The sequence below is a fragment of the Streptococcus sp. M143 genome, assembly GCF_000162495.1.
GTDB classification, from domain to species: domain Bacteria; phylum Bacillota; class Bacilli; order Lactobacillales; family Streptococcaceae; genus Streptococcus; species Streptococcus dentisani.
In genome coordinates, this window is the sequence record NZ_GG730094.1 from 53,326 (window position 1) to 69,424 (window position 16,099).

Consider the following 16,099-nt stretch of genomic DNA (forward strand, 5'->3'; position numbering starts at 1 on the left):
GGTAAAGAAGGCGATTCCCTTGTCCAAGATAGTTTACCAGCCTATACTGGAAAGCTTGAAAGCAAAGGGACTCAGGAAACTGGTAAGGAAGGTCAATCCCTTGTCCAAGATAGTTTGCCAGCCTACACTGAAAAGCTTGAAAGTAAAGGCACTCAGGAATCTGGAAAAGAAGGCGAATCTCTAATTCAAGATAGTTTGCCAGCCTACACTGAAAAGCTTGAAAGTAAGGGTACCCAGGAAACTGGTAAGGAAGGTGACTCCCTTGTTCAAGATAGTTTGCTAGCCTATACTGAAAAACTTGAAGGCAAAGGTACTCAGGAAACTGGTAAGGAAGGTCAATCACTAATTCAAGATAGTTTGCCAACGTATACTGGGAAACTTGAGAGCAAAGGTACACAAGAACCCGGCAAGGAAGGTGACTCCCTTGTTCAAGAGGACCTTTCAGAATATACAGTAACTGAAGGAACAATTACTAAAGACACAATCGCAGAGATTGATTACCAGACGGAAATCATTGATGATCCTACAAAGTACACTGACGAAGAAACAGTGGTTCAAAACGGTGAAAAAGGAATCCAAGTTACCAAAACGACTTATAAAACTGTCGAAGGTGTTGAGACTGACCAAGTTTTAAATACAACAACCACTGTCATCAAAGAACCAGTCACTAAAAAAATAAGTCATGGTACGAAACCAATAGAAGGAACTCTTGTAGAAGAAAGTCTTGAAAAAATTCCGTTTAAGGAGATAGTCGAAGAAGACGCGCAACTGAAAAAGGGCGATAAAGTTACGGTCCAAGAAGGAAAAGACGGTCAGAAAAAGGTTATCAAAACCTACAAGACCATCAAAGGAATCAAGACGCAGGAAGCGCCTGAAATTCTTGAACAGGTCATTGAGTTAGCCCAAAACCGTATTGTTAAACTAGGTACCAAAAACTTCGAAAAGCCAGTGTTGACTTTTTCAAGGGTTGATATTCAGGATTTGAAACGCTCATCTCAGATTTACTATAATCTGGAAAATCCAAGTAAGGCAGCGATTAAATCGATCACTTTAACCCTGAAAAAAGGCAACGAAGTTGTCAAAACCATGACGGTTTCACCGAATAACTTGACTGCAACTCTAACAGATTTGCAGTATTACAAGGATTATAAACTCGAAACAAAAATGGTTTATGATCGTGGTGAAGGAAATGAGGAAGAAATTCTCAAAGAAGAACCACTGAGAATTGATTTAAAAAAGGTCGAAGTTAAAAATATAAAAGAAACAAGCCTCATAAGTGTTGACGACAATGGCGTGGAAACGGATAGTAGCTTCTTAACCTCTGTTCCAAGTGATGTAAGACCTTACTATCTAAAAATTGCTACACGTGATAATAAGATGACGCGTCTTGCGATTGACAAAATTGAAGAAGTGACAGTTGATGGGAAAACACTTTATAAGGTCACTGCCAAAGCGCCTGACCTCGTTCAGCATACAGATGGTAACCAGCTCAGTGAAGAATACGTCCATTATTTTGCCAAACCAAAAACTCATGAGGAGAATGTATACTACGATTTCAATGAACTTGTAAAGGCTATGCAGGTCAATCCGTCTGGTGAATTTAAAATTGGTGCGGACTTGAATGCGGTCAATGTTCCTGCAGCTGGTAAATCATATGTAACGACGAAATTCCGAGGCAAGCTATCAAGTGTAGACGGTCAACAGTATACGATTCATAACTTGGAACGTCCACTATTAGGTGATACCGAAGGCGCCCACATCCATGACCTTAACCTTGGTAAGGTAAACATTCATATGCCATGGGCCAATAGAGTTGCTCCCTTGGCTGCTGTTATAAAAAACACAACGATCAATAATGTGAAAGTAACGGGTATAGTTGTTGGAAATAATGACGTATCAGGTTTGATCAATAAAATTGATAATAACGGTAGATTAACAAATGTGGCATTCATTGGTAAGCTTCATGCTGGTGGGAACCAAGGCGCCTTTCTTGCTGGAATTGTTGGAGAAAACTGGAAGGGTTCTGTTGAGAAGGCCTATGTTGATGCACAAATAACGGGTAATAAAGCGAAAGTTGCTGGTATCGCCTATTGGTCACAAAATGGTGGGGACAACCATGCAGTTTATCGGGACGGAGCCATTAAAAAATCTGTAGCTAAAGGCACTATCGATGTGAGAGAACCGATTAGCGCGGGTGGTGTTGTAGGCAGTACAAATGCCTTGGGTTCCGTTGAAGACACTGTTTCAATGATGAAAGTTAAGAACGGTGAGATTTTCTATGGCTCATCTGATATTGATGATGATCCTTATTGGACAGGTGACCGCTTGAACAGAAACTTTGTTGTTACTGGTGTGAGTGAAGGAAAATCTTCATATAGATATTCTAAACAACAGCATCGTATTAAGTCTATTTCGCAAGAAGAAGCAGACAAGAAAATTGCTGCTCTGGGAATCACAGCGCATGAGTATGAAATCAATGAGCCTATTGTAGATAAATTAAACCGTTTGACACACCGTGAAGACGAGTACAAGGCCATTCAAGACTATAGAGCTGACCGCGAACTTGCCTATCGCAATATTGAAAAATTACAACCATTCTATAATAAGGAGTGGATTGTCAATCAAGCTAATAAACTAGATGCTAGTTCAAAATTGGTGACCAAAGAAGTCCTTTCTGTTACTGGTTTGAAAAATGGGCAGTTTGTAACAGACTTGTCAGCTATTGATCAGATCATGATTCACTATGCTGATGGTACCAAAGAAGAATCGGCCGTTACTGCCAAAGCTGACTCTGATGTAAAACAAGTCAAAGAGTACGAAGTGACCAACCAGAATATTGTTTATACGCCAAATGTGCTAGTGAAAGATCGTGCTGGTTTGATTGCAAAGGCAAAAGAAACATTATCCAGTGTGGAGTTGATTTCTCCTGAAGTGCGCGCTCTTATGGACAAGCGGAACAAACCGCAAGAAAACACGGATGAACGAAAAAATGGTTACATTCGCGATTTATTCTTAGAAGAAAGTTTTGCTGAAGTAAAACAAAATCTTGGAAACTTGGTGAAACAAATTGTTGAAAATGAAGATCATCAACTAAATGATGATGAAGCAGCTCAACGTGCTTTCATTAAGAAAGTTGAAGACAATAAGGCCAACATTATGATGGGGCTTGCTTATTTGAACCAATACTATGCCATTAAATATGATGGATTGTCGATCAAAGATATTATGATGTTTAAACCAGATTTTTATGGTAAGAACGTGAATGTCTTAGATCGCTTGATCACTATCGGATCAAAAGAGAACAATCTTAAGGGCGACCAATCCCAAGATGCGTATAATCGAGTGATTGCAGGTGCTACAGGTAAAGGAAGCCTTCATGAGTTTCTAACATATAACATGAAATTGTTTACAAATGAAACCGATATGAATGTTTGGTTTAAAAAGGCAATTGAAAAGAATGCTTATGTGGTAGAACAGCCATCATTGAACCCCGATTTTGTTCATAAGAAGTATCGTCTGTATGAAGGGATTAATAATGGCGTGCATGGTCGGATGATTTTGCCTCTATTAAACTTGAAGAACTCGCATCTCTTCATGATTTCGACCTATAATACCATTTCTTTTAGTGCTTTTGAAAAATATGGTAAAAATACTGAGGAGGCTCGTGAAGCCTTCAAGAGTGAAATCAATAAGAGAGCAAAAGAGCAGGTGAACTACTTAGACTTTTGGTCAAAATTAGCTGCTGATAATGTACGTAATAAGCTCCTCAAGAGTGAAAATAGTGTTCCTACACCTGTTTGGGACAATCATGATGCGCCGGGTATCGGTTGGGCAAACCGATATGGTCACAAGGATGGGAAACCAGATTATGCTCCGATTCGAGAGTTCTTTGGACGGATCCATAAATATCATGGTTATCAGTATGGATATGGTGCTTACGCTTATATCTTTGCCGCTCCAAATCAGCAAGATGCTGTCTACTTTGTTATGACAGAGTTGATAAGTGATTTTGGTACATCGGCCTTTACGCATGAAACGACTCATGTGAATGATCGTATGGCTTACTATGGTGGTTGGTATCATCGTGAAGGGACGGACTTAGAGTCCTTTGCGCAAGGTATGCTCCAGTCACCATCGTTGACAAATCCAAATGGTGAATACGGTGCCTTAGGTTTGAACATGGCTTATGAACGTCAGAATGATGGCAATCAAATCTACAATTATGATCCAAACAAGTTAAAGAACCGTGAAGAAATTGATCACTATATGAAGAACTATAACGAGGCTCTGATGATGCTGGATCATCTAGAAGCAGATGCAGTTATTGGAAAACACTTGAACGACAACAGCAAGTGGTTCAAAAAGATGGACCGAGAATGGCGTACGAACGCTGAGCGAAACAATCTGAAAGGCGAGCCACATCAATGGGATAAATTACGTGATTTAACGGATAATGAGAAGAAATTGACGATTACGAGCATTGATCAATTGGTTGATCATAACTTTGTTACAAAACATGGTATGCCAGGGAATGGACGTTATCGTTCGGAAGGTTTTGACAGTGCTTACCAAACCGTAAATATGATGTCGGGTATCTTTGGTGGTAATACTAGCAAGAGTACAGTTGGTTCGATTTCATTTAAACATAATGCTTTCCGTATGTGGGGATACTATGGTTATCTTAACGGATTTATTGGTTACGCTTCAAACAAATATAAGGCGGAAGCCAACAAGGAAAACAAAGGGTTGTTGGGTGATGACTTCATTATCAAGAAAGTCTCTGATGGCCAATTTGATACTCTTGAAGCATGGAAGAAACATTGGTATAAAGAAGTCTATGACAAAGCTCAAAACGGCTTTACTACAATCGAAATCAATGGCAGATCTATCTCTACTTATGCTGAGTTGAAGTCCTTATTTGATGAAGCTGTTCAAAAAGACCTAGATAGCATGGAAAATCCAAATATAAAGAATCATTATAAAAATACTGAGGATCTTAAATGGAAGGTTTACAAACAGCTCCTTCAAAAATCAGATGGATTCTCTGGAAATTTATTTGCCAAAGCATCGTTATAAAGTCGAAATGACTAAAAAGGTGGATCAGCTTAAGCTGCATCTGCCTTTTTGTGCTATACTTAAGATATGCATAGAAAAACAGTGATTGATTTTAGGGCTTTGGGGGAGAGATACACCTTTATCCAGCCCATCAAAGAGTTAAAAACGAGAGATTTATCAGAAGTGGCAAACTTGCTGGCACAAGTGGAAAGCTACCAAGAACAGGGATATTATGTGGTGGGCTATGTCAGCTATGAGGCTGCACCTGCTTTTGAGGAGAAATTAGCAGTTCACACCGCTCCTTTACTGGGAGAGTATCTGCTATATTTTACAGTTCATGATAGCGTAGAAACATCGCCTATTCCTCTGACTTATGAGGAAGTAGATTTGCCTTCAAATTGGCAGGAAGTAACGTCAGCAGAGGACTATGAAAAGGCTATTGCCCAGATTCACCATCATTTGCGTCAGGGGGACACCTATCAGGTCAATTACACTGTCCAACTCAAGCAAGATTTAAGTGCCAATCCTTTTTCTATCTACAATCGTATGGTGGTAGAGCAGGAGGCGGGCTACAATGCCTATGTTGAACACGATGAGATGGCAGTGATTTCCATGAGCCCAGAGCTCTTTTTTGAGCAAAATGACCGGGAATTAACGACTCGCCCGATGAAGGGAACAACCCAGCGGGGAGTGACTGACGATGAAGATTTGAAAGAGGCAGCTTGGTTGGAGCAAGATCCTAAAAATCGCTCTGAAAATATGATGATTGTGGATCTCTTGCGCAATGACATGAACCGTATTTCTGAAGTGGGCAGTGAACATGTAGAACGTCTCTGTCAAGTGGAGCAGTATTCGACGGTTTGGCAGATGACTTCAACCATCAAGAGTCAGTTACGAGAGGATGTGGACTTGGTTGTCATTTTTCGCTCTCTCTTTCCTTGTGGTTCCATAACAGGAGCGCCCAAAATTGCGACCATGGAAATCATCAAGGACTTGGAGCCACAACCCAGAGGAGTTTACTGCGGAACTATTGGTATCTTGCTTCCAAATGGGCGACGAATTTTCAATGTCGCTATTCGGACTATCCAACTGCATCAAGGGAAAGCCATCTATGGAGTTGGCGGAGGGATTACTTGGGATAGTACTTGGGAATCTGAATACCGAGAGGTTCATCAAAAGGCGGCTGTACTCTATCGTAAACAAGCTCGTTTCCAACTGATTTCAACTGGTAAAATCAGCCAAAAACAACTGCTGTTTGAAGATCAACATCTGGAAAGACTGACAAAGGCGAGTAGGTATTTTGCCTATCCTTTTGATCCGGAAGACCTGAGACAAAGGATAGAGGAAGAGTGCCAAGCTTGCGATTCCCACCAAGACTATCGTTTGCGAATTACTCTTAACAAGTCTGGAGAGCTGGAACTCAGTCGCCAAGTATTAACACCACTTAGTCCAGGTTTCTGTCAGGCTAAACTTTGTCTGCAAGAAACAGATTTGAATCAAGCGTTTACCTACTTTAAAACAACTTACAGACCACATTTGAGTATAGGGGAGCAAGAGAAGATTTACCACAATAAGTCAGAAGAACTGCTTGAGACCTCCATTGGAAATCTGGTTCTGAAAATTGCCGGAAAATTCTATACACCGCCTATCAGACTAGGAATTTTGCCAGGAATCTACCGCCAGCATTTGCTAGAAACAGGACAGGTAGAGGAAAAAGTCTTGACTTTGGCAGACTTGAACCAAGCGGAAACTATCTATGGCTGTAATGCAGTCAGAGGTTTGTATGAGTTGAAAGTGATATAACTATGGATTTTTCAATTAAGTTTTAGATTTATTTCTGAATATTTAATATTTGATTTGAAAGCAAAATAAAGTATATGGTATACTATAGGTATAAATCGTTAAAATAATGGAGATTTTTATGAAAAAATCAAAAAAAATTTTAGTAACCAGCTTAGCAACTGCAACACTGGGACTTATTTCATTTGCAGATACAACTGAAGCCTTTCCTTTTTCGGCTCAGCATGTTTCTGCTCAAGAAAAGGATGTATCTAAAAACGGTAAGATTGTAAAAGAGAATACAACTTCGGCGCCAAATCAAGCTGAGAAACCGAAAACACCAGCGCAAAATCCTGCTGAGAAATCGAAAACACCAGCGCAAAATCCTGCTGAGAAATCGAAAACACCAGCGCAAAATCCTGCTGAGAAACCGAAAACACCAGCACAAAATCCTGCTGAGAAAACAAAAACACCAGCACCAAAACTCGCGCCGAAGCCGGCACCAAAACCCGCGCCGAAGCCGGCACCAAAACCTGCGCCGAAGCCAGCACCAAAACCTACGCCGAAGCCAGCACCGAAACCCGCTCCAAAGCCAGCACCAAAACCCGCGCCGAAGCCGGCACCAAAACCGGCTGAAAAAGCTAAAGAAACAACTCCTAAACAGGATAAATCACAATCTAAAGTTCAGTCTGGCTGGGTAGGAAATTACTACCTCAAATCAGATGGAAAGAGAGCTAAAAATGAATGGGTAGATGGTGGTCGTTATTATGTTGATTCTGATGGAAAAAAGGTTAAAAGTGACTGGATTTATGATAAAAACCATGGTTCATATTATTATCTAACAGCAGAAGGAAGCTCTGCTCGCAATAAATGGGTAGGAAATTATTACCTCAAATCAGATGGAAAGATGGCCAAGAATGAATGGGTAGATGGTGGCCGTTATTATGTTGAATCAGATGGTAAAATGGCTAGGGATAAATGGGTAGATGGTGGCCGTCACTATGTAGACTACGATGGTGTGCGGCAACCAAAACTAGATGGGAAGCAGTACAATGCTGCTTTAAATAAAGCGAAAAGCTATAATTCGGTTTTACATATGTCAAAAAAAGATCTCTATAACCAATTAACGTGGAATGGTTTTTCAAGTTCAGTAGCGCAGTATGCCATCGATCACTTGAATGCAGATTACAAAGCAAATGCCTTAATTACAGCAAGAGAATACCGAAAGAATAACCATTTATCAAAGACAGAGATTTATGAGTGGCTAACTTCTTCTTATGTTGGAAAATTTACAAAAGAAGAAGCAAACTATGCAATTCAAAAACTTAATCTACCATCAGAAGGCAGCCAAGCTCGCAATAAATGGGTAGGAAATTATTATTTCAAATCAGATGGAAAGATGGCCAAGAATGAATGGGTAGATGGTGGCCGTTACTATGTTGATTCTGAAGGCAAAATGGTAAGGGGCAAATGGGTAGATGGTGGCCGTTATTATGTTGAATCAGATGGTAAAATGGCTAGGGATAAATGGGTAGATGGTGGCCGTCACTATGTAGGATACGATGGTGTGCGGCAACCAAAACTAGATGGGAAGCAGTACAATGCTGCTTTAAATAAAGCGAAAAGCTATAATTCGGTTTTACATATGTCAAAAAAAGATCTCTATAACCAATTAACGTGGAATGGTTTTTCAAGTTCAGCAGCGCAGTATGCCATCGATCACTTGAATGCAGATTACAAAGCAAATGCCTTAATTACAGCAAGAGAATACCGAAAGAATAACCATTTATCAAAGACAGAGATTTATGAGTGGCTAACTTCTTCTTATGTTGGAAAATTTACAAAAGAAGAAGCAAACTATGCAATTCAACATTTAGGTGACTAATTTTTACAAATAGTGAAGCAAATAAGATGTTTTAATTTTGGCTTGTAGCCTGCAAACCTTTGCACAAAAGAGACGTTTTTGTTATACTATATCTGTAAGCATTTTCAATTAAAAAGGAGAAGACGATGAGTCAAAAGATTATTGGGATTGACCTTGGTGGTACATCTATCAAGTTTGCAATTTTAACTCAAGAGGGAGAAATCCAAGAAAAATGGTCTATCAAGACTAATATTTTGGATGAAGGAAGCCATATTGTAGATGATATGATTGAGTCTATTCAACATCGTTTGGACTTGCTTGGATTGTCAGCCACAGACTTCCGAGGGATTGGGATGGGATCACCTGGTGTGGTTGACCGTGAAAAAGGAACTGTTATCGGTGCCTACAACCTCAACTGGAAAACCCTTCAACCAATTAAAGAAAAGATTGAAAAAGCCTTGGGTATTCCATTCTTCATTGATAATGATGCCAACGTAGCTGCTCTTGGTGAGCGCTGGATGGGTGCTGGTGACAACCAACCGGACGTTGTCTTTATGACACTTGGTACCGGTGTTGGTGGTGGTATCGTCGCTGAAGGAAAACTGCTCCACGGTGTTGCTGGTGCGGCAGGAGAGCTTGGTCACATCACTGTTGACTTTGACCAACCAATCGCATGTACTTGTGGTAAGAAAGGCTGTCTTGAGACAGTTGCTTCTGCAACAGGGATTGTCAACTTGACTCGTCGATATGCAGATGAATACGAAGGCGATGCAGCCTTGAAACGCTTGATTGATGACGGCGAAGAAGTAACTGCCAAAACTGTCTTTGACCTTGCAAAAGAAGGAGACGACCTTGCCTTGATCGTTTACCGTAACTTTTCACGTTACTTGGGTATTGCATGTGCTAACATCGGATCAATCCTCAACCCATCAACTATCGTTATCGGTGGTGGGGTGTCAGCAGCTGGAGAATTCCTTCTCCAAGGCGTGCAAAAAGTTTATGATGAAAATACCTTCCCTCAAGTACGCACATCCACTAAATTGGCTCTTGCAACTCTAGGAAATGACGCTGGAGTTATCGGAGCGGCATCACTTGTATTGCAATAAAATAAAATGATTATAGAGCTTGGTGTTTATCAAGCTCTTTTTTAAAAATCGAATAAAACGAAATAGGTTTAAATTTTGGGAAGGAGCCGCTAGATGAATACATCAAAACAACCCATGCTTGAACTAGCATTGTCTATCGCTACGGAAGCTCATAGGGGGCAATTTGATAAGGCAGGGATAGATTATATAGAACATCCAATTTTTGTTGCGAGCCAAGTTGATTCTGAAGAAGAGAAAGCAGTGGCTCTACTACATGATGTTATTGAGGATAGTTCTGTTACTGCTGAAGAGTTACTAAATGCGGGTTTACCAGAGACAGTAGTTACAGCCGTTCAGATTTTGTCAAAGAAAAAGGGACAAGACTATCCAACCTATCTGAAAACTGTGAAATCCAATCCCCTAGCACGCGTTGTCAAATTAGCAGATTTGAAGCATAATTCGGATTTATCGAGACTGAGTTCTGTCACTGACAAGGATTTGGAACGATTAGAAAAATATAAAAAGGCCATCGATTATCTGAGTATGTAGAAAAGATTTTTTATGCTATACTAGTTAGGACAATAAATGAGGTGAGAGTAAATGACAAAAGCAGATACGATTTTTAAAGAGAATATTGAACGAATCCTCAAAGACGGTGTCTTTTCCGAGCAGGCACGTCCCAAGTACAAGGATGGGACTGTTGCCAACTCCAAGTACGTAACGGGTGCCTTTGCCGAGTATGACTTGGCTATGGGGGAATTTCCCATCACAACCTTGCGTCCCATTGCAATCAAATCCGCCATCAAGGAAGTACTCTGGATCTACCAAGATCAGTCTAATAGCCTAGAAGTGCTAAATAGCAAGTACAATGTTCACTACTGGAATGACTGGGAAGTGGGAGATACGGGAACCATCGGTGAACGCTATGGGGCGGTCGTTAAGAAACACGATATCATTAATAAGATTCTCAAGCAGTTGGAAGCCAATCCCTGGAACCGTCGCAATATCATCTCACTCTGGGATTACCAAGCATTTGAGGAGACAGACGGCCTCCTTCCATGCGCCTTTCAGACCATGTTTGATGTCCGTCGGGTTGATGGGGAAATCTATCTGGATGCGACCTTGACCCAGCGCTCTAATGATATGCTGGTGGCCCACCATATCAATGCCATGCAGTATGTGGCTCTTCAAATGATGATTGCCAAGCATTTTGGCTGGAAGATTGGGAAGTTTTTCTATTTTATCAACAACCTCCATATCTATGATAATCAGTTTGAACAAGCTCAGGAATTGCTCCGTCGTGAGCCGTCAAACTGCCAACCTCGTTTGGTCTTGAATGTTCCTGATGGGACCAATTTCTTTGATATCAAAGCGGAGGACTTTGAGTTAGTTGACTATAATCCAGTCAAGCCACAACTGAAGTTTGATTTGGCTATTTAAGAAAATAAAAAGAAGTTGAGAAATCTCAACTTCTTTTGTTGCTTAATGTGATACGCGGCGGCGAGCTGCTTTTTTGCGGTTTTCTTCGATGAAAGCTGCTTTTTGCTCTTCTGGCTCAATCACTTTCTTTTTAATTGCGTATACTGCACCTGCAACGGCAGCGACAGTTCCTGCGACACCTGTTACAAGACCTTTAGCGAATCCTTTAGCCATGAGTCTTCCTCCTTTATCTTCCCGATCAGCCAGGCTCCTCAAGTGGTAGCATTTTTCTGACTGACCTTTTTATGATATAATAATAGTAACGAAAAAATGGGAATTTTTCAAGGAAAAAAGATGAAAACAAAAATAATTGTGATTGTTGGACCGACTGCTGTTGGGAAGACAGCTCTTGCTATTGAAGTAGCCAAGCGCTTTGGTGGAGAGGTGGTCAGCGGTGACAGTCAGCAAGTATACAGAGGGTTGGATATTGGAACAGCCAAGGCTAGCCCGGAGGAGCAAGCTGTTGTTCCTCATCATTTGATTGATGTCAGAGAGGTGACCGAGTCTTACTCGGCTTTTGATTTTGTTTCAGAAGCTAAGGCAGCCATAGAGGACATCCAAAGTCGTGGCAAGCTTGCTATTATCGCTGGAGGCACAGGGCTTTATATCCAGAGCTTGCTGGAAGGCTACCACCTAGGTGGAGAAACACCTCATGAGGAGATTTTAGCCTATCGGACTAGTTTGGAGCCTTATTCAGATGAGGAATTAGCCCATCTTGTGGAGCAAGCAGGTCTTGAAATTCCCCAGTTTAACCGTCGTCGTGCCATGCGCGCCTTGGAAATTGCCCATTTTGGTCAGGATTTGGAAAATCAGGAAAGTCCTTATGAACCACTGATTATCTGCTTGGATGATGAACGCAGTCAGCTTTATGAACGTATCAATCGCCGAGTAGATCTGATGTTTGAGGCTGGGCTTTTGGATGAGGCCAAGTGGCTCTTTGACCATTATCCAGATGTGCAGGCAGCTAAAGGCATTGGCTACAAGGAACTCTTTCCTTACTTCCGTGGGGAGCAAACTCTTGAGGAAGCCAGCGAGAGTCTCAAACAGGCGACTCGCCGTTTTGCTAAGCGTCAGCTGACCTGGTTCCGTAATCGCATGCAGGTGACCTTTTATCAGATAGGAGAGCCTGACGTGCAGGACCGCATTTTAAGCCAGATAGAGGAGTTTTTAGATGATTGAAACGGAGAAAAAAGAGGAGCGAGTCCTGCTCGTAGGTGTGGAATTGCAGGGCATGGACAATTTTGACCTCTCCATGGAAGAGTTGGCCAGTCTGGCTAAGACTGCTGGAGCAGTCGTAGTAGGTAGTTACAGACAAAAACGGGAAAAATATGATTCCAAGACTTTTGTTGGCTCTGGTAAGTTGGAAGAGATTGCGCTCATGGTGGATGCAGAAGAAATTACTACTGTCATTGTCAATAATCGTTTGACTCCACGGCAAAATGTCAATCTAGAGGAAGTTCTGGGTGTCAAGGTGATTGACCGTATGCAGTTGATTCTAGATATCTTTGCCATGCGGGCTCGAAGCCATGAAGGAAAACTCCAAGTCCACCTAGCCCAGCTCAAGTATCTCTTACCTCGCTTGGTTGGTCAGGGGATTATGCTTAGCCGCCAGGCAGGGGGAATTGGTTCCCGTGGTCCAGGTGAAAGCCAGCTGGAACTGAACCGTCGTAGTGTTCGTAATCAAATCACAGATATCGAGCGCCAGCTCAAGGTGGTTGAGAAAAATCGGGCGACAGTCAGAGAAAAACGCTTGGAGTCAAGTACCTTTAAGATTGGTTTGATTGGTTACACCAATGCTGGGAAATCAACCATCATGAACACCTTGACCAGTAAGATCCAGTATGAAGCAGACGAGCTCTTTGCGACTCTGGATGCGACGACAAAGAGTATCCATTTGGGAGGTAATCTTCAGGTTACCTTAACTGATACGGTTGGCTTTATCCAAGATTTGCCAACAGAATTGGTGTCCAGTTTCAAGTCAACCTTGGAAGAAAGCAAGCATGTGGACCTTCTGGTTCATGTCATTGATGCCAGCAATCCTTATCACGAGGAGCATGAAAAAACGGTTCTGTCTATCATGAAAGACTTGGATATGGAGGATATTCCTCGCCTGACTCTTTATAATAAAGCAGATTTGGTGGAGGATTTCACGCCTACTCAAACGCCTTATGCCCTCATTTCTGCCAAGTCTGAGGATAGTCGTGAGAATTTGCAGGCTTTGTTTTTAGAGAAAATCAAGGAGATTTTTGAAGCATTTACTTTGCGCGTGCCTTTTTCAAAATCCTACAAGATTCATGATTTGGAAAGTGTGGCGATTCTTGAAGATCGTGACTATCAAGATGACGGTGAAGTGATTACAGGATTTATTTCCGAGAAAAATAAATGGAGGTTAGAGGAATTTTATGACTGATATTAAAACTTTGGCTCTAAAGTATGGAGGTTATACAAGTCTGGATAAGGTCTATCTGGATCAGCTTCTAGCTGGCAAAACAGAGCAAGAGCAGTTGGCTCTCATCACACCTCCTCCGAGTGTAGTCAATGCCTACTTTGCAGAACTTTATCAGAAAAAGAGCCCTCAGGCTGCGACGGATTATTTTGCAGAACTTAGTCAGGAACTGAACCTCTACAATGCTGAGCCAAGTTTCACCTTTGAAAATAAGCCCTTTATTCGTCTGAACCTATCTGGCAAATCCTTTGGCTTTTGCTATGAGAGGGAGGGACTTTGTCGCATTTTCTCAGAAGCTGAGGAAGCAATCACAGATAACTTGCTTTTTGAGATTGCGCAAATTTTCCCCCATCAACTCGTCTTTGAAGAGTCTGGAAAGATTTACATGAAAGCTGTCGGAGATGAGGAAGTTGTTAGTGTCAAAAATCTCACAGCCTTGACAGATTTGGAAAGTTTGGCTGATGGTCGCAAACGTCTCAAAGGCTACAGTCAAGAGGATTTACTGCAAGAAGCTGTTGCTTTCTCTGGCAGTCGCTATTTCCGATCGGAAAATCGCACAGCTATGTTATATATTGATTAATTAGAAAGTATCGAATGGATATTCAATTTTTAGGAACGGGGGCTGGTCAGCCCTCTAAAGCCCGCAACGTTTCAAGTCTCGCTCTGAAACTCTTGGATGAGATTAACGAAGTTTGGCTCTTTGACTGTGGAGAAGGAACGCAAAATCGCATTCTGGAAACCACGATTCGACCACGTAAGGTCAGCAAAATCTTTATCACTCACCTGCATGGAGATCATATCTTTGGCTTGCCAGGATTCCTTTCTAGCCGTGCCTTTCAGGCCAATGAAGAGCAGACAGATTTGGACATCTACGGACCTCAAGGGATCAAGTCCTTTGTCTTAACCAGTCTACGTGTGTCGGGTTCTCGTCTGCCTTACCGCATTCATTTTCATGAGTTTGACCAAGATTCTCTAGGGAAAATCCTTGAGACCGATAAATTCACGGTGTATGCAGAGGAGCTGGACCACACTATTTTCTGTGTTGGCTATCGTGTCATGCAAAAGGACCTAGAAGGTACCTTGGATGCTGAAAAACTCAAAGCTGCAGGTGTGCCATTTGGACCTCTCTTTGGAAAAATCAAAAATGGTCAGGATGTTGTCCTAGAAGACGGAACTGAAATCAAGGCGACAGACTATATCTCAGCTCCCCGTCCAGGTAAGATTATCACTATTCTTGGTGATACCCGAAAAACCAATGCCAGCGTGCGTCTAGGTATCAATGCTGATATCCTAGTCCATGAGTCAACTTATGGAAAGGGCGATGAGAAAATTGCCCGTAACCATGGTCACTCAACCAATATGCAGGCAGCGCAAGTAGCTGCAGAAGCAGGAGCCAAACGCCTTTTGCTCAATCATATCAGCGCCCGCTTCCTCTCAAAAGATATCAGCCAGCTCAAGAAAGATGCGGCTACTGTTTTTGAAAATGTCCATGTGGTCAAAGACTTGGAAGAAGTGGAAATTTAGAAGATTGAGAAAGGATAAGTATGCGTACTATTCTGATTACCGGAGCAAGCGGTGGACTGGCCCAAGAAATGGTCAAACTCTTGCCAGATGACCAACTCATCTTACTAGGTAGAAACAAGGAAAAACTAGCTCAACTATATGGAAATCATCCCCGTGTAGAATTGATTGAAATCGATATTACTGATGACTCGGTTCTAGAAGATCTGGTAGCTGACCTCTATCTCCGTTATGGTAAAATTGATGTTTTGATTAACAATGCTGGTTACGGGATTTTTGAGGAATTTGACCAGATTTCTGACAAAGACATTCACCAGATGTTTGAGGTCAATACCTTTGCTCTGATGAACTTGTCTCGTCGCATTGGGTTTCGAATGAAGAAAAGGCGAAAGGGGCATATTATCAATATCGTCAGTATGGCAGGTTTGATAGCTACTGGCAAATCCAGTCTCTACTCAGCGACAAAGTTTGCAGCGATTGGATTTTCAAACGCTCTGCGCCTCGAACTCATGCCCTATGGTGTCTATCTAACGACGGTCAATCCAGGACCAATCCGAACAAGATTTTTTGACCAGGCAGACCCAGATGGCAGCTACCTCAAGTCTGTTGACCGCTTTCTCTTAGAACCAGATGCGGTTGCTAAAAAAATCGTCAAGACTATAGGAAAAAATAAACGAGAACTCAATCTCCCAGTTTTGTTGAATTTAGCCCACAAATTTTATAGCCTCTTTCCTAAACTAGCTGATAAGTTGGCAGGGGGAATCTTTAATTATAAGTAAAAGGAGTTCCTTACAAAGGGAACTTTTTATCATGTTTTACTGAGTGTCAAAAATTGTTTATTTTTGTTCTAAATCTACATTCACATTTTCT

The 16,099-nt window shown here is 41.6% G+C and carries 12 protein-coding genes; 11 read left to right on the plus strand and 1 reads right to left on the minus strand.

Annotated elements, in window-relative coordinates; all coding sequences use genetic code 11:
• The 6 genes from HMPREF0850_RS06520 to HMPREF0850_RS06545 all read left to right on the plus strand — a co-directional run.
• Nucleotides 1-5,076, plus strand: a 5,076-nt coding sequence (locus tag HMPREF0850_RS06520) for a ZmpA/ZmpB/ZmpC family metallo-endopeptidase (RefSeq protein ID WP_000452495.1), incomplete at its 5' end; no start/stop codon positions are given.
• 66 nt (nucleotides 5,077-5,142) lie between these two features.
• On the plus strand, nucleotides 5,143-6,858 hold the full coding sequence (gene pabB / locus HMPREF0850_RS06525) for an aminodeoxychorismate synthase component I (protein ID WP_009013898.1): 1,716 nt from the start codon (nucleotides 5,143-5,145) through the stop codon (nucleotides 6,856-6,858).
• A 118-nt stretch (nucleotides 6,859-6,976) separates the two neighbouring features.
• Nucleotides 6,977-8,719: an Ltp family lipoprotein gene (locus HMPREF0850_RS06530; RefSeq protein ID WP_000748598.1), complete on the plus strand. Its 1,743-nt coding sequence runs from the start codon at nucleotides 6,977-6,979 to the stop codon at nucleotides 8,717-8,719.
• A gap of 125 nt (nucleotides 8,720-8,844) precedes the next feature.
• Entirely contained in the window at nucleotides 8,845-9,804 is a 960-nt protein-coding gene (locus tag HMPREF0850_RS06535; RefSeq protein ID WP_000078548.1) for an ROK family glucokinase, read from the plus strand.
• Between the two features lie 93 nt (nucleotides 9,805-9,897).
• The gene (locus tag HMPREF0850_RS06540; RefSeq protein ID WP_001097946.1) at nucleotides 9,898-10,332 is read left to right on the plus strand and encodes an HD domain-containing protein; all 435 of its coding nucleotides are present in this window, start codon (nucleotides 9,898-9,900) and stop codon (nucleotides 10,330-10,332) included.
• A gap of 51 nt (nucleotides 10,333-10,383) precedes the next feature.
• Nucleotides 10,384-11,223 carry a thymidylate synthase gene (locus HMPREF0850_RS06545; RefSeq protein WP_000158623.1) on the plus strand — a complete coding sequence of 280 codons (840 nt, stop codon included), beginning with the start codon at nucleotides 10,384-10,386 and terminating at the stop codon, nucleotides 11,221-11,223.
• A 42-nt stretch (nucleotides 11,224-11,265) separates the two neighbouring features.
• On the opposite strand, the gene HMPREF0850_RS06550 is transcribed toward HMPREF0850_RS06545, so the two are convergent.
• Nucleotides 11,266-11,436 carry a DUF3042 family protein gene (locus HMPREF0850_RS06550; protein WP_001051782.1) on the minus strand — a complete coding sequence of 57 codons (171 nt, stop codon included), beginning with the start codon at nucleotides 11,434-11,436 and terminating at the stop codon, nucleotides 11,266-11,268.
• Between the two features lie 120 nt (nucleotides 11,437-11,556).
• Here HMPREF0850_RS06550 and miaA point away from each other — a divergent pair, with 120 nt between their 5' ends.
• From miaA to HMPREF0850_RS06575, 5 genes are read left to right on the plus strand one after another with little or no spacing between them, the layout of a single operon-like run.
• Nucleotides 11,557-12,441 (plus strand): tRNA (adenosine(37)-N6)-dimethylallyltransferase MiaA, encoded by an 885-nt coding sequence (gene miaA / locus HMPREF0850_RS06555; RefSeq protein ID WP_000850171.1) that lies wholly within the window; start codon nucleotides 11,557-11,559, stop codon nucleotides 12,439-12,441.
• Complete coding sequence (gene hflX, locus HMPREF0850_RS06560) at nucleotides 12,434-13,672, plus strand: GTPase HflX (protein WP_000573209.1); 1,239 nt, start codon at nucleotides 12,434-12,436, stop codon at nucleotides 13,670-13,672. Before miaA ends, hflX begins: the two co-directional genes overlap by 8 nt.
• Nucleotides 13,665-14,288: a hypothetical protein gene (locus HMPREF0850_RS06565; RefSeq protein WP_000129707.1), complete on the plus strand. Its 624-nt coding sequence runs from the start codon at nucleotides 13,665-13,667 to the stop codon at nucleotides 14,286-14,288. The genes hflX and HMPREF0850_RS06565 overlap by 8 nt, the downstream gene beginning before the upstream one ends.
• 14 nt (nucleotides 14,289-14,302) lie before the next feature.
• Nucleotides 14,303-15,232 carry a ribonuclease Z gene (gene rnz, locus HMPREF0850_RS06570; protein ID WP_000354320.1) on the plus strand — a complete coding sequence of 310 codons (930 nt, stop codon included), beginning with the start codon at nucleotides 14,303-14,305 and terminating at the stop codon, nucleotides 15,230-15,232.
• Between the two features lie 20 nt (nucleotides 15,233-15,252).
• Nucleotides 15,253-16,008, plus strand: coding sequence for an SDR family NAD(P)-dependent oxidoreductase (locus tag HMPREF0850_RS06575; RefSeq protein ID WP_001259182.1), 756 nt, complete (start codon nucleotides 15,253-15,255; stop codon nucleotides 16,006-16,008).
• Nucleotides 16,009-16,099: the final 91 nt, after the last annotated feature.

Bases quoted from the DNA above. Each gene is read 5' to 3' on its own strand.
- pabB (WP_009013898.1), top strand. From the start codon at position 5,143: ATGCATAGAAAAACAGTGATTGATTTTAGGGCTTTGGGGGAGAGATAC.
- HMPREF0850_RS06530 (WP_000748598.1), top strand. From the start codon at position 6,977: ATGAAAAAATCAAAAAAAATTTTAGTAACCAGCTTAGCAACTGCAACA.
- HMPREF0850_RS06535 (WP_000078548.1), top strand. From the start codon at position 8,845: ATGAGTCAAAAGATTATTGGGATTGACCTTGGTGGTACATCTATCAAG.
- HMPREF0850_RS06540 (WP_001097946.1), top strand. From the start codon at position 9,898: ATGAATACATCAAAACAACCCATGCTTGAACTAGCATTGTCTATCGCT.
- HMPREF0850_RS06545 (WP_000158623.1), top strand. From the start codon at position 10,384: ATGACAAAAGCAGATACGATTTTTAAAGAGAATATTGAACGAATCCTC.
- HMPREF0850_RS06550 (WP_001051782.1), bottom strand. From the start codon at position 11,436: ATGGCTAAAGGATTCGCTAAAGGTCTTGTAACAGGTGTCGCAGGAACT.
- miaA (WP_000850171.1), top strand. From the start codon at position 11,557: ATGAAAACAAAAATAATTGTGATTGTTGGACCGACTGCTGTTGGGAAG.
- hflX (WP_000573209.1), top strand. From the start codon at position 12,434: ATGATTGAAACGGAGAAAAAAGAGGAGCGAGTCCTGCTCGTAGGTGTG.
- HMPREF0850_RS06565 (WP_000129707.1), top strand. From the start codon at position 13,665: ATGACTGATATTAAAACTTTGGCTCTAAAGTATGGAGGTTATACAAGT.
- rnz (WP_000354320.1), top strand. From the start codon at position 14,303: ATGGATATTCAATTTTTAGGAACGGGGGCTGGTCAGCCCTCTAAAGCC.
- HMPREF0850_RS06575 (WP_001259182.1), top strand. From the start codon at position 15,253: ATGCGTACTATTCTGATTACCGGAGCAAGCGGTGGACTGGCCCAAGAA.